This is a genomic window from Tabrizicola sp. (assembly GCF_041913445.1).
GTDB lineage: Bacteria > Pseudomonadota > Alphaproteobacteria > Rhodobacterales > Rhodobacteraceae > Tabrizicola.
In genome coordinates, this window is sequence record NZ_JAYSFG010000005.1 from 130,755 (window position 1) to 143,521 (window position 12,767).

12 protein-coding genes are annotated in these 12,767 nt (G+C 67.6%); 7 read left to right on the plus strand and 5 right to left on the minus strand.

What is annotated here, in order from left to right; genetic code table 11:
- Nucleotides 1–59: 59 nt before the first annotated feature.
- The 3 genes from paaK to paaG are packed head-to-tail and all read right to left on the minus strand — an operon-like array spanning nt 60 to nt 2,641.
- Complete coding sequence (gene paaK, locus ACE3Q6_RS08320) at nt 60–1,370, minus strand: phenylacetate--CoA ligase PaaK (RefSeq protein ID WP_374430866.1); 1,311 nt, start codon at nt 1,368–1,370, stop codon at nt 60–62.
- A gap of 30 nt (nt 1,371–1,400) precedes the next feature.
- Nucleotides 1,401–1,832 (minus strand): hydroxyphenylacetyl-CoA thioesterase PaaI, encoded by a 432-nt coding sequence (gene paaI, locus ACE3Q6_RS08325; RefSeq protein WP_374431078.1) that lies wholly within the window; start codon nt 1,830–1,832, stop codon nt 1,401–1,403.
- 14 nt (nt 1,833–1,846) lie between these two features.
- Nucleotides 1,847–2,641 carry a 2-(1,2-epoxy-1,2-dihydrophenyl)acetyl-CoA isomerase PaaG gene (paaG, locus tag ACE3Q6_RS08330; RefSeq protein ID WP_374430868.1) on the minus strand — a complete coding sequence of 265 codons (795 nt, stop codon included), beginning with the start codon at nt 2,639–2,641 and terminating at the stop codon, nt 1,847–1,849.
- Nucleotides 2,642–2,758: 117 nt separating this feature from the next.
- Here paaG and paaN point away from each other — a divergent pair, with 117 nt between their 5' ends.
- The 7 genes from paaN (at nt 2,759) to ACE3Q6_RS08365 (ending at nt 10,845) form a co-directional block, all read left to right on the plus strand.
- Entirely contained in the window at nt 2,759–4,396 is a 1,638-nt protein-coding gene (gene paaN / locus ACE3Q6_RS08335; protein ID WP_374430872.1) for a phenylacetic acid degradation protein PaaN, read from the plus strand.
- 32 nt (nt 4,397–4,428) lie between these two features.
- The gene (locus ACE3Q6_RS08340) at nt 4,429–5,559 is read left to right on the plus strand and encodes an ABC transporter substrate-binding protein (RefSeq protein ID WP_374430874.1); all 1,131 of its coding nucleotides are present in this window, start codon (nt 4,429–4,431) and stop codon (nt 5,557–5,559) included.
- A gap of 66 nt (nt 5,560–5,625) precedes the next feature.
- Nucleotides 5,626–6,498, plus strand: coding sequence for a branched-chain amino acid ABC transporter permease (locus ACE3Q6_RS08345; RefSeq protein WP_374430876.1), 873 nt, complete (start codon nt 5,626–5,628; stop codon nt 6,496–6,498).
- A 2-nt stretch (nt 6,499–6,500) separates the two neighbouring features.
- A complete protein-coding gene (locus tag ACE3Q6_RS08350; RefSeq protein WP_374430878.1) occupies nt 6,501–7,457 on the plus strand; it encodes a branched-chain amino acid ABC transporter permease in 957 nt (318 codons plus the stop codon).
- On the plus strand, nt 7,454–8,224 hold the full coding sequence (locus ACE3Q6_RS08355) for an ABC transporter ATP-binding protein (RefSeq protein ID WP_374430880.1): 771 nt from the start codon (nt 7,454–7,456) through the stop codon (nt 8,222–8,224). The genes ACE3Q6_RS08350 and ACE3Q6_RS08355 overlap by 4 nt, the downstream gene beginning before the upstream one ends.
- Nucleotides 8,211–8,912, plus strand: a complete 702-nt coding sequence (locus tag ACE3Q6_RS08360; RefSeq protein ID WP_197642488.1) for an ABC transporter ATP-binding protein — start codon at nt 8,211–8,213, stop codon at nt 8,910–8,912. The genes ACE3Q6_RS08355 and ACE3Q6_RS08360 overlap by 14 nt, the downstream gene beginning before the upstream one ends.
- A 1-nt stretch (nt 8,913) precedes the next feature.
- On the plus strand, nt 8,914–10,845 hold the full coding sequence (locus tag ACE3Q6_RS08365) for a 3-hydroxyacyl-CoA dehydrogenase NAD-binding domain-containing protein (protein WP_374430883.1): 1,932 nt from the start codon (nt 8,914–8,916) through the stop codon (nt 10,843–10,845).
- Between the two features lie 17 nt (nt 10,846–10,862).
- On the opposite strand, the gene ACE3Q6_RS08370 is transcribed toward ACE3Q6_RS08365, so the two are convergent.
- Together ACE3Q6_RS08370 and ACE3Q6_RS08375 are read right to left on the minus strand one after the other, a co-directional pair.
- Nucleotides 10,863–11,807 carry an NAD(P)H-binding protein gene (locus ACE3Q6_RS08370; protein ID WP_374430885.1) on the minus strand — a complete coding sequence of 315 codons (945 nt, stop codon included), beginning with the start codon at nt 11,805–11,807 and terminating at the stop codon, nt 10,863–10,865.
- A 34-nt stretch (nt 11,808–11,841) separates the two neighbouring features.
- Complete coding sequence (locus ACE3Q6_RS08375; protein ID WP_374430888.1) at nt 11,842–12,741, minus strand: DMT family transporter; 900 nt, start codon at nt 12,739–12,741, stop codon at nt 11,842–11,844.
- Nucleotides 12,742–12,767 lie beyond the last annotated feature (26 nt).

Below are 12,767 nucleotides of genomic sequence, written 5' to 3' on the forward strand. Positions count from 1 at the left end.
GAAAGGGGCATCGCTGCCCCTTCTAAAGCAAGCATGTGTTTGTGTCACTGACCGTACGGTCAGCCTTTGGGCCGGTTGTCCACGACGCGCTTGGCCTTGCCTTCGGAACGGGCAATTGCATTCGGATCGGTCACGTTGATGCGGGTCGATACGCCGACGATGGCCTTGATGTGATGCGCCAGTTCCTTGGCCGACTTGGCGCGGGCGTCGCCGTCCACCTGGTCGGGGGCGCATTCGACGTGGACGGTCATGTTGTCCATCCGGCCTTCGCGGGCAAGTTCGATCTGGAAATGCGGCGCCAGGCCCTTGCACTTCAGGATCTGCTCTTCGATCTGGGTCGGGAAGACGTTCACGCCGCGCAGGATGATCATGTCGTCGCTGCGGCCGGTGATCTTCTCGATCCGGCGCATCGACCGCGCCGTCCCCGGCAGAAGGCGGGTCAGGTCGCGGGTGCGATAGCGCACCATCGGCAGGCCCTCCTTGGTCAGCGTGGTGAAGACCAGCTCGCCCATCTGGCCGTCGGGCAGGACCTCGCCCGTCACCGGATCGATGATTTCCGGATAGAAGTGGTCTTCCCAGATGTGGAGGCCGTCCTTGGTTTCCACGCATTCCTGCGCGACGCCGGGACCCATGATTTCCGACAGCCCGTAGATGTCGACGGCGTGCATGTCGAACGCCTCTTCGATCTCTTGCCGCATCGCGTTGGTCCAGGGCTCGGCCCCGAAGATGCCGACCTTCAGCGACGACTGGCGCGGGTCCAGGCCCTGGCGGCGGAACTCGTCCAGGATCGACAGCATGTAGCTGGGCGTCACCATGATGATCTGCGGCTGGAAGTCGGTGATCAGCGACACCTGGCGTTCCGTCTGCCCGCCCGAGATCGGGACGACCGTGCAGCCCAGGCGTTCCGCCCCGTAATGCGCGCCAAGCCCGCCGGTGAAGAGGCCATAGCCATAGGCGTTGTGCAGCATGTCGCCCGGACGGCCCCCGGCGGCGCGGATCGACCGCGCGATCAGGTTCGCCCAGACGTCGATGTCATTCGCCGTATAGCCCACCACCGTCGGCTTCCCCGTGGTGCCCGAGGAGCCATGCACCCGCACCAGCTTGTTGCGCGGCACGGCGAACATCCCGAAGGGATAGGTGTCGCGCAGGTCCTGCTTGTAGGTGAAGGGGAACTTGGCGATGTCCTTCAGGGTCTTCAGCTCTTCGGGGTGGACATCGTTTTCGATGAAGCGGTTCCGGTAGAAGGGCGAGTTTTCATAGGCGTGCTTCAGCGACCGCTTCATGCGGTGGAACTGCAGCGCCTCGATCTCGTCACGCGAGGCGATCTCGATCGGGTCCAGGTCCTGCTTGCGGGGGGTAAGGTCTTCCATGGTGTCCTCCCTTGGAACTGCGTAGCCCGGTCAGCCGTCGACCGGAAGATGGGTGCCCTTGACGGTGCGCGACAGGCCGCGGAATTCTGCGACATGCACCCCGTCCTGATTGGTGACGCGGACGTCATAGACGCCGGACCGCCCCTGCCGTGAGACCTCGCGGCACGCGGCTGTCAGCCGGTCTCCCAACCGGCCGGGTGCCAGATAGGTGATCGAGGCGTGCTGACCGACCGTCCGCTGGTTGTAGGCGTTGCAGGCGAAGGCAAAGGCGCTGTCGGCCAGCGTGAAGATATAGCCACCGTGGCAGGTGCCGTGGCCGTTCGACATCGCCTCGGTCACCTGCATCGACAGTGTGGCCTCGCCGGGGGCCAGGTGGTCCATCACCATCCCCAGCCGCTGGCTGGCCGAATCGTCGTTCCACAGCGCCTGGGCCGAGGCTTCGGCAAGTTCCTGCGGGGTCATCTCTGCGACGGGTTTCATTTGCCGGTGAACCTTGCGGGACGTTTTTCCAGAAAGGCGGTGACGCCCTCGGCATAATCGGCGCTGCGGCCGGCCTGCTGTTGCAGGTCGCGCTCCATGTCCAGTTGGTCATCCAGGCTGTTCGTGGCCGCAGCCTGGATCAGCCGCTTGGTCAGCCCAAGGCCCAGCGTCGGCCCAGCGGCGAGCGATTCGGCCAGCTTCGATGCCTCGGCCATCAGGTCGGCGTCCTCGACCGCCTTCCAGATCAGGCCCCAGTCGGCGGCCTTTTCGGCCATCAGCGGTTCCGCCGTCAGGGCCAGCGCCTTGGCGCGCGGCTCGCCCAGGATGCGGGACAGGGACCAGGTACCGCCGGCGTCGGGGACAAGGCCGATCTTGGCGAAGGCCTGGATGAACTTGGCGGATTTTGCTGCCAGCACGATGTCGCAGGCAAAGGCGATGTTCGCCCCCGCGCCCGCCGCCACACCGTTCACCGCGCAGATCACCGGCTTTTCCAGCTGGCGAATCAGGCGCAGCGTCGGGTTGTAGAAGGTCTCCAGCGTCTTGCCCAAATCCGGGGCTGGGCCGCCCTTGCGCGGATCGCGGTCGCCTAGGTCCTGTCCCGCGCAGAAGCCGCGCCCCGCGCCGGTCAGCAGGACGGCGCGCACCTCGGCTGCGTCATGCGCCCGCTGGATCTGCGCCCGCAGGGCCAGGTGCATCTCTTCATTGAAGGAATTCAGCTTGTCCGGCCGGTTCAGGGTCAGGCGCAGGACGCCTGCCTCAAGGCTGGCAAGGACGGTTTCGGATGTGGTCATGGTCGTCTCCCCCGTCCGCACCATCTGCCGGACGCCGTGAAAAAGGTCTTGCATAAACCGACCGGCCGGTCAATGATAAAACCTGTCGGGGAGGAGAGCCCCCGGCAGGAGGACATCATGTCGGACTTCTTCGACCTTCACCGGCCGACCCTTGAGGCGGCCGTCTCGGCCCTTGCATGCCGCGAATACTGGACCCCTTACCCCGAGGTTCCCAGCGGCAAGATCTATGGCGAGACCGCCAAGGCTGACGGGGAAGCCGCCTTCACCGCGCTGATCGGCCAGGGCTTCGACCTGCCCGGCCATCCGGGCGCGGCCCGCGCCGGGGCCGAGGTCTCGCCCTTCGGCCCGACCCTCTCCATCCGCTACCCTGCCGCCACGCCGGATGAGCTGGTCGCCGCAGCCTCGGCCGCCGCCCCTGCGCTGGCTGCTGCCTCGGTGGAAACCCGCGTCGGAGCGTTGATCGAGGCGCTGGCCCGGCTGAACCGGCAAAGCTTCCTGATCGGCAACGCCACCATGCACACCACGGGCCAGGCCTTCGCCATGGCCTTCCAGGCGGGCGGCCCGCATGCCCAGGACCGCGGGCTGGAGGCCGTCGCCGCCGCCTACGCCGAGATGACCCGCTTCGCCGCCCATGCGCGTTGGGAGAAGCCCCAGGGCAAGGCCGCGCCGATCGTGATGGAGAAGTCCTGGACGCTCCGCCCCGCCGGGATCGCGCTGACCATCGGTTGCAACACCTTCCCGACCTGGAATTCCTACCCCGGCCTCTTCGCCAGCCTTGCGACCGGCAACCCGGTGATCGTGAAGCCGCACCCCCGTGCCATCCTGCCGCTGGCCCTGACCGTCCGCGTGCTGCGTGAGGTTCTGGTGGAAGCCGGCCTGCCCGCCGATGCCGTCCTCCTCGCCGTGGACGAAACGGGGGCCGAGATCACCAAGACGCTGGCCACCCGGTCCGAGGTCAGGCTGATCGACTACACCGGATCGTCCGCCTTCGGCAGCTGGCTGCGCGACAACGCACGCCAGGCGCAGCTGTTCACCGAGGAAACCGGCGTCAACAGTGTCGTCATCGCCGCGACGAGTGACCTGGATGGCATGTGCGCGAACCTTGCCTTCGCGCTGTCGCTTTACTCCGGCCAGATGTGCACCTCGCCGCAGAACATCTACATCCCCGAAGGCGGGATCGAGACCGACCAGGGCCACAAGTCCTTTGACGAGGTCACCACCGCCCTTGTCGCCGCCATCGACGCGCTTCTGTCCGACCCCGCCCGTGCCGCCGGCATCTGCGGGGCCATCGCCAACCCCGCCACGCAAGCCCGCGCCGAGGCCACCGCCGCCAAGGGCCGGATCCTGCGCGCCGGGGCCGCGAAGGGCGAACCGGGGCCGCTTCTCCTGGCCGTCGGTCCGTCCGACGCCACCGCGGCCGAAGAATGTTTCGGCCCCGTCGCCTTCCTGATCGCCACCCGCAACGCGGACGCCGCCATTCACCAAGCCGCCGCGCTGGCGGAAGCGAAAGGCGCGATCACCGCCGCCCTCTATGACACCGACGAGGCCCGCATCGCCCGGGCCGAGGCGGCCTTCGCGCAGGCGGGCGTCAACCTGTCGATCAACCTGACCGGCAACATCTTCGTCAACCAGTCCGCGGCCTTCAGCGACTTTCACGTCACCGGGGCCAACCCGGCCGGCAATGCCAGCCTCACCGACACAGCCTTCGTCGCCACCCGCTTCCGCCGGGTGATGTCGCGCCGACTGGCGGCCTGAACCAACCCCTAACGCTCTGGGAGGAGACCCACATGAAGACCTTTCTGACCACCACTGCCCTGATCGCCCTCGCCCTTCCGGCCATGGCCGAAATCAAGATCGGCGCGTCGATCTCGGCCACCGGCCCGGCGGCCTTCCTGGGCGACCCGGAGCTCAAGACCCTGGAAATGCTGGTCGAGGATCTGAACGCCAAGGGCGGCATCAACGGCGAGGAAGTGACCCTTGTCGCCTATGACGACAATGGCGACCCGAACAAGGCCCGCACCTTCGCGACCCGCTTGGTCGAGGATGACGAAGTCGTCGCCATCATCGGCGGCACCACCACCGGCACCACCATGTCGATCCTGGCCGTGGCCGAAGATGCGGAAATCCCGTTCATCTCCTTGGCCGGTGCCATCGACATCATCGACCCGGTCAAGCCCTACACCTTCAAGACCCCGCACACCGACCGCATGGCCTGCCAGAAGATCTTCGAGGACATGCAGAAGGCCGGGATCACCAAGATCGGCATGATCTCCGGCACTGACGGCTTCGGCGCGTCGATGCAGGCCCAGTGCAAGGCCGTGGCCCCGGACTACGCGATCGAGATCCTCGCGGACGAGACCTATGATCCGAAGGACGCGGACATGACCGCGCAGCTGACCAAGATCAAGGGCACCGAGGGCGTGCAGGCGATCCTGAACCCCGGCTTCGGCCAGGGCCCGTCGATCGTGACCCGGAACTACAAGCAACTCGCCATCGACCTGCCGTTCTACCAGTCGCACGGCGTGGCCTCGGACGGGTTCATCGAACTGGCGGGCGCCGACGCGGCCGAAGGCGTGCGCCTGCCGGGCACCGCGCTTCTGGTGGCGGGCCTTCTGGCGGCGGACGATCCGCAGAAACCCGTGGTCGACGCGTACAAGGCCATGTTCGAGGAAAAGACCGGCACTCCGGTCAGCACCTTCGGCGGCTACGCCCATGACGCCTTCCTGATCATGGCCGATGCCATCGCCCGCGCCGGTTCCGCCGAGCCCGCCGCGATCCGCGACGCCATCGAGGCGACCTCGGGCCTTGCCGGGACCACCGGCGTCTACACCTTCACGCCCGAAGACCACCTGGGCCTCGACCTCTCGGCCTTCCGGATGCTCGAGATCAAGGGCGGCACCTGGGCGCTGGCCGAGTGATCCATCCGCCGCGCCCCTGATCTTGGGGCGCGGCGACCCATTTCGGGCCATCGGGGGGCGGGGCGCATGTCGGAACTTCTGCAATTCCTTCTGTCCGGGGTCACGGTCGGCGCGGTCTATGCGCTGGTCGCCCTGGGCTTCACCATCATCTACAACGCCTCGGACGTGGTGAACTTCGCGCAAGGCGAATTCGTCATGCTGGGGGGCATGATCACCGTCATGGCCTATACTGCCGGGGCACCCTTGCCGCTGGCGGTGCTGCTAGCCGTAGTGGTCACCGCCGCGCTGGGTGTCGCCATGAACAAGCTTGCGATCGAGCCCGCCCGGGGTGCGCCGGTCGTGTCGCTGGTCATCATCACCATCGGTGTCTCAATCTTCATCCGGGGCGCGTCGCAGCTGGTGTTCGGCAAGCAGATCCACACCTTCCCGGCCTTTTCCGGCGATGACCCGCTGCACATCCTGGGCGCGACGATCCTGCCGCAGAGCCTGTGGGTGATTGCAGGGTCTGTCGCGGTTTTCATCGGGCTGTGGCTCTTCTTCACCCGCACGTTGCTGGGCCGGGCCGTGCTGGCCACCTCGAACAACCGGCTGGCCGCGCAGTTGGTGGGGATCAACACGCCCTTCGTGATGACCCTGTCCTTCGCCATGTCCGCCGGCATCGGCGCACTGGCCGGGGTGCTGGTCACTCCTATCACCATGACCTCTTACGACGTGGGCCTGGCCTTCGCGCTGAAGGGGTTTGCCGCCGCCATGCTGGGCGGGATGGGCAACCCCAAGGGCGCTCTGGTCGGCGGGTTCGTTCTCGGAGTGCTGGAGGGCCTTACGGCGGGTTACATCAGCTCGCAATACAAGGACGCCGCCGCCTTCATCGTGATCCTGGCCGTCCTGTTCTTCCTGCCGCAGGGCCTTTTCGGCCGCAAATCGACCGACCGGGTGTGACCATGCGACTGACCCCGAAAAACGCCACCCTGCTGGCCCTTGTCGTCCTGATCGCGCTTGCGCCGGTCTTCTTCCCCTCGGGCTTCTACTACCGCGTGGGGGCGCTGATCTTCGTCAACGCGCTGGCCGTCACCGGGATCGTGATCCTGACCGGCTGGGCCGGGCAGATCAGCCTTGGCCACGCCGGTTTCGCCGGGATCGGCGCCTATGCCTGCGCGCTGGCCCCGGTCCACTGGGGCATCCACCCCGCGCTGGCCGTCCTGCTGGGCGCGGTGATCTCGGCCATCCTCGCCTGGCTCGTCGGCCGTCCGATCCTGCGGCTGAAGGGCTACTACCTTGCGGTCGCGTCGCTGGGGATGGGCATCCTGATCTCGATGGTCCTGAACAACGAACGCGAGCTGACGCGCGGCCCCGACGGGATCGAGGTGGCCGAGCTTGGCCTGCGCGGCCTTCTGAAGGACGCCAGTATCGACCTGTCGAATGGCCAGTTCTGGTACTTCTTCTGCGGCCTCGTCCTGATTATGGGTGCCTGGCTGGCGCTGAACCTGCGCGACAGCGCCACGGGCCGGGCGCTGCGGGCGCTGCACGGCTCCGAGGTCGCCGCCAAGACCGTCGGCATGGACGTGGCCCGGCTGAAGCTGCAGGCCTTCGTGATCTCGGCCGTCTATGCCTCCATCTCCGGCTCCCTCCTCGCGCTGCAGAACAAGTTCATCACGCCGGACGTGGCGGGCTTCATGCACTCGGTCGAGATGGTGACGATGGCCGTCCTTGGCGGCGTCAGTTCCGTCGCGGGGGCGATCTTCGGCGCGGCCGTCCTGACGCTGCTGCCGCAGGTGCTGACCGTCTTTGCCGAATACGAACAACTGGTCCTCGGCGCCGTGATGGTGCTGGTGATGATCTTCCTGCGCGAAGGCGTCGTCCCGTCGATCCTGCGCAAGATCCGGGGGAGTGGCGAATGACCTTACTGTCGATCGAGGGGCTGGGGATCAGCTTCGGTGGCCTCAAGGCCGTGAACGACGTCTCCTTCACCGTGAAACCCGGCGAGATCGTCTCGGTCATCGGGCCGAACGGGGCGGGGAAGACCACGCTTTTCAACATGATCTCGGGCGTCTACCAGCCCGGCTCCGGCAAGGTGATGCTGAACGGCGAGGACGTGACCGCCATGTCCCCGCACCTGCTGGCCCGGCGCGGCATGTGCCGGACCTTCCAGAACCTTCAGGTGTTCCAGTCGATGACCGTGCTGGAGAACGTGGTCTCGGGCTACCATCTGCAGGAAAGCGGCCATGTGCTGTCCGACCTTTTCAACCTCCCCGCCTCGCGCCGCCGCGCCAGGCAGGCCGAGGCCGGGGCGCGCGAGTTGCTGAAACGCGTGGGCCTGGAACGCGCGGCGGAGCGTGAGGCAGGCAGCCTCTCCTACGGCTCGCTCAAGCGGCTGGAGATCGCCCGCGCGATGGCGCTGAAGCCCAAGGTCCTGCTGCTGGACGAACCCGCCGCCGGCTGCAACGCGGTCGAGACCGAGGAGATCGACCACCTCATCGCGGAAATCGCCGGTTCGGGCGTCGCGATCCTGCTGGTGGAACACGACATGAAGATGGTCATGCGGATTTCCAACCACATCGTCGTGCTGGACCACGGCGAGAAGATCGCCGAGGGCGACCCGGCCTCGGTCAGCCGAAACCCTGCCGTCATCGCTGCCTATCTGGGGGCCGAAAATGCTGCTGGTTGAAGGTCTGCGCGCCCGCTACGGGCGGATCGAAGTGCTGCACGGGATCGACCTGGCCGTGAATTCGGGCGAGATCGTCACCGTCATCGGGGCGAACGGGGCGGGCAAGACCACGCTTCTCCGCTGCCTTTCGGGGGTGCATCCGCTGGCCGGCGGCTCCGTCACCTTCCGGGGTGAGCCGATGTCGGGCGTCCCTGCCTGGCGCCGCGTCGGCAGGGGCCTGTCGCAATCGCCCGAAGGTCGGCAGATCTTCACCAACCTCACGGTTGAGGAAAACCTGCGCCTTGGTGCCTATCTCTACGCCGACGACCGGGTCGAGAAGGACATGGCCGACGCCTTCCAGATGTTCCCGATCCTGAAGGAAAAGCGCAACCTTGCGGCGGGTGGCCTGTCGGGTGGCCAGCAGCAGATGCTGGCGATGGCGCGGGCCCTGATGGGGCGGCCGTCCTGCCTTTTGCTGGACGAACCTTCGATGGGCCTTGCCCCGATCATCGTCGCGCAGATCTTCGACGTGGTGAAGGGGCTGAAGGCTCTGGACGTCACCGTTCTTCTGGTGGAACAGAACGCCTATGGCGCGCTGAAGATCGCGGACCGGGGCTATGTGATGGAGACGGGACGGATCACGATGGACGGCCCAGCCGAGGCGCTGATCGCCGACCCGCGCATCCGCGAAGCTTACCTGGGGATTTGAGATGACCGTCAGCATCCAGCACGAAGGCGAGATTGCCGTCGTCACCGTCGACAACCCGCCCGTGAACGCGCTTGGCCAGACCTTGCGTCAGGGGCTTTGGGATGCCGTCGGCACGCTGGATGCAGACGCTTCCGTCCGCGCCGTGGTGCTGATCTGCGCGGGCCGGACTTTCATCGCCGGGGCCGACGTGACCGAGTTCGGCAAGCCCCCGGTCCCGCCGCATCTGCCCGATCTGGTGGACCGGCTGGAACAGGCTGTGAAGCCCTGGGTCGCCGCCATCCACGGCTCGGCCCTGGGTGGGGGGTTCGAGGTCGCGATGGGCTGCCGCTTCCGCGTGGCCTTGGACAGCGCCTCGGTCGGCCTGCCGGAAGTGACGCTCGGCATCGTCCCCGGCGCGTCCGGCACCGTCCGCACTCCGCGCCTTGCCGGGGTGGAAGCGGCGGTCGAACTGGTCACCACCGGCCGCCCGTTCAAGGCCGCGAAGGCCCTGTCGCTGGGCCTTGTCGATGCCGTCGTCACCGGCGACCTGCGCGCCGAAGCCGTGGCCTTCGCCCGCACCGCCCTGACCCAACCCCTGCCGCAGCCCATCTCGGCCCGCCCTGTCACCTCGCCCGACGCGGGTTGGTGGGAGGAGCAGCGCAAGGCCATCGCCAAGCGCGCCAAGGGCGAGATCGCGCCCCTCCGCGCGCTGGACTGCCTGCGCATGGCCGCCGAGAAGCCCTTCTCTGACGCGATGGCCCATGAGCGCGCGACCTTCCTGGAGCTGCGCGCCTCGAACCAGGCCGCCGCGCTGCGCTACATCTTCTTCGCCGAACGCGGCGCACCCAAGCCCGCGCATTTGGGCGATGCGAAACCCCGCAACATCCGCTCTGCCGCGGTGATCGGCGGCGGCACGATGGGCGCAGGCATCGCTGCCGCCTTGCGCGACGCGGGCCTGCCCGTCATCCTGATCGAACGCGACGACGAGGCCGTCCAGCGCGGCCTCGCCAACCTCCGCTCCATCTTCGACGGCGCAGTGAAACGCGGCAAGCTGACCGAGGCGCAGGCTGGGGCCCGCATGGACGGCGTCACCGCCGGCAGCGACTATGCCCTTCTCTCCGACACCGACCTGGTGATCGAAGCCGTGTTCGAGGACCTGACCGTCAAGCGCGCCGTCTTTGCCCAGCTCGGCCAGACCTGCCGCGCGGACGCGATCCTTGCCACCAACACCTCCTACCTCGACCCCCGCCTGATCGCCGAGGGCCTGCCCCGCCCCGACCGTTTCATCGGATTGCACTTCTTCAGCCCGGCCAATGTGATGAAACTGCTGGAGATCGTGCCGACCCCCGCCACCTCACCCGAGACGCTGGCGACCGGCTTCGCCCTTGCCCGCACCCTGGGCAAGATCCCCGTCCAGGCCGGCATCTGCGACGGTTTCATCGGCAACCGCATCCTGAAACGCTACCGGGCCGAGGCGGAAACGCTGGTTCGCCGGGGTTCCCCCATCGCCGCCATCGACGCCGCCATGCGCGCCTATGGCTTCGCGATGGGTCCTTTCGAGGCGCAGGACCTGGGCGGCCTCGACATCGCCTTCCTGCAACGCGAAGGCGCGCGGGCGTCGGGGCAGGACGTGGCGGAGACATTGGGCGACATCCTGGTCCGCGCGGGCCGCAAGGGTCAGAAGACCGGCGGCGGCTGGTATGACTACGCGCCCGGCGACCGCAGCCCGAAACCTTCTGAAAGCACTGCGAACCTCCTTGCCGAGCAGATCAGCACGGGCCCGGCCCTGACGCCCGAGGACATCGCCACCCGCCTGACCAAAGCGATGGCCGACGAAGGCCGCGCGATCCTTGCCGAAGGCATCGCGCTGAAGCCGTCGGACATCGACCTCGTCGAAGTGCACGGCTACGGCTACCCGCGCTGGCGCGGCGGACCGATGTTCGCAGCTGGCTGAGGCGGCCGGTCGGGACGTCAGAAGATCGCGTGCGCGCCACGGTCGTCGGCCACCTCGCCGCGCAGCATGGCCGCATAGTGGTCTTCCAGCCGGTCCGTGCCGAACTCGGGCGTGGCCTCGGCGTCGTAGCGTTGCGTCGAGCTGTTCCACAGCAGCATCGACTGGGTCGCATAGTAGCGCCCGATCCTTGCCAGCTGCGCCTTGGCCTTCAGGCGCGGCGAGAGGGTGCCAAGCGCCGTCAGCAGCCCGACGATCCCATGCATCAGCGCGACCGGCACGCGCTTGATGCGGACGGGCTGGCCGGTGAGCCGCTCCAGCATCGCGGCCTGGTCCAGGGGCGTGAGCGCCGGACCAGGCCCGCCGATGGGCAGGATGCGGTTGCGCTTGTCCGGGTCGGTCAGGGTCAGGGCCAGGAAGCGGCCCAGGTCGGCGTCCGAGATCGGCTTGCAGGCCGTGAGTTTCCCGTCAGCGAAGACAAGGAAGGGACGGCCTTTGGCGACGCGGGGCACCTGGCCGGAGAGCGACTTGAAGAAGGCCGTGGGACGAACGATGCTCCAATCCAGGGGCGCGGCCTGCAATTCCGCCTCGAAGGCCAGCTTGGCGCGCTGGAACTCCAGCAGCGGTTTCTGGACGCAGATCGCCGACAGAAGGGTGAAATGGCGCACTCTGGCGGCCACAGCGCCCCGCAGGGCGGCCGAATTGGCGGCATGATCGACGGCCCAGGCGTCTGCAGGCTCGCCCGTCCGGCTGGCGAGGCAGGAGACCACGGCGTCGATCCCGCGCATGGCCGCGGTCAATGTTGCGGGGTCCATCTGCCCGCGCAGGATGGTACAACCGGGTGGCTCCTCGGCCGCGGGCCGGATCAGCGCGGTGACCTGGTGACCTTGGGCCCGCAGCGCCTGCGCGGTCGCCCGGCCGATGGTGCCGGTGCCGCCGAGAAGCAGGATCGAAAGCGAAGCCATGCTGTCAGTCTAGCATGACAGGGCCGCGTGACAATCACTCGGCCGGTGAGGTTGGTTCGGTGCGTCCCGTAGAGACCAGCGCAACACCGGCCAGCGTGACCCCAAGACCAAGGCCCATGACCCAGGTCAGCGGCTCATCGAACAGCACCCAGGCCCAAAGCAGGGTCACCGGCGGGGACAGGTAGACCGTGGCCGACACCATCGCGGGCGGGTAGAGCCGGAGGAACAGATAGTAGATCAGCCAGCCGCCATAGGTGGCAAGGACCACGAGCCAGGCCATTCCCAGCACGTAACCGGAGGTCAGCGCCGGGAACAGCCCGCCGCCGGCATGGGCAAAGGGCATGAACATCAGGGCGGCCCAAAGGCATTGCAGGCAGAGACGCTGGGGGATCGACAGCGGCAGGACGGCACGGCGTTCCTGCGCGACGGTCGACAGCGCGAAGGCCAGCATCCCCAGGATCGGCAGCGCATAGGCCAGCGCCGGTGCCGCGCCAAGGGCAAGCGCATTGGTCGAAACGAGAAGCACCCCCGCCAGCGCCACGGCGGTGCCCAGCCATTGCCGCGGCGTCAGCGGCTGGCGCAGGATCGGTGCGGACAGGACGGCAATTCCCAGCGGCACGAGGTCCGCCATCAGCGCGACCAGGCCCGTGGGCACGCCCTCTCCGATCGCAAGGGCGAAGCCGCCAAGATAGCAGAACATGCCAAGGAAGGCGTAGATCCCCTGCTCCAGGACGGCGCGGCCGGTGATCCGCGGCCCGGTGAGGAGTGCGACCGGCAGAAGGATCAGGCCCGACAGGATGCTGCGGCCGAACAGGATCTGGGGGACCGAGGCGGTTTCGGTGCTGAAGCGGATGCCGACGAAGCCCGAGCTCCAGCAGATGACCAGAGCGGCGGCGAGTGTTACAAAGAGAAGCGGGGAGCGCCGGATGGTCATGTTTCGGGCGCAGTCTGCCCATCCGG

Coding starts and splice junctions, on each gene's coding strand:
- paaK (WP_374430866.1), bottom strand. CDS start 1,370: ATGGAAGACCTTACCCCCCGCAAGCAGGACCTGGACCCGATCGAGATC.
- paaI (WP_374431078.1), bottom strand. CDS start 1,832: ATGACCCCGCAGGAACTTGCCGAAGCCTCGGCCCAGGCGCTGTGGAAC.
- paaG (WP_374430868.1), bottom strand. CDS start 2,641: ATGACCACATCCGAAACCGTCCTTGCCAGCCTTGAGGCAGGCGTCCTG.
- paaN (WP_374430872.1), top strand. CDS start 2,759: ATGTCGGACTTCTTCGACCTTCACCGGCCGACCCTTGAGGCGGCCGTC.
- ACE3Q6_RS08340 (WP_374430874.1), top strand. CDS start 4,429: ATGAAGACCTTTCTGACCACCACTGCCCTGATCGCCCTCGCCCTTCCG.
- ACE3Q6_RS08345 (WP_374430876.1), top strand. CDS start 5,626: ATGTCGGAACTTCTGCAATTCCTTCTGTCCGGGGTCACGGTCGGCGCG.
- ACE3Q6_RS08350 (WP_374430878.1), top strand. CDS start 6,501: ATGCGACTGACCCCGAAAAACGCCACCCTGCTGGCCCTTGTCGTCCTG.
- ACE3Q6_RS08355 (WP_374430880.1), top strand. CDS start 7,454: ATGACCTTACTGTCGATCGAGGGGCTGGGGATCAGCTTCGGTGGCCTC.
- ACE3Q6_RS08360 (WP_197642488.1), top strand. CDS start 8,211: ATGCTGCTGGTTGAAGGTCTGCGCGCCCGCTACGGGCGGATCGAAGTG.
- ACE3Q6_RS08365 (WP_374430883.1), top strand. CDS start 8,914: ATGACCGTCAGCATCCAGCACGAAGGCGAGATTGCCGTCGTCACCGTC.
- ACE3Q6_RS08370 (WP_374430885.1), bottom strand. CDS start 11,807: ATGGCTTCGCTTTCGATCCTGCTTCTCGGCGGCACCGGCACCATCGGC.
- ACE3Q6_RS08375 (WP_374430888.1), bottom strand. CDS start 12,741: ATGACCATCCGGCGCTCCCCGCTTCTCTTTGTAACACTCGCCGCCGCT.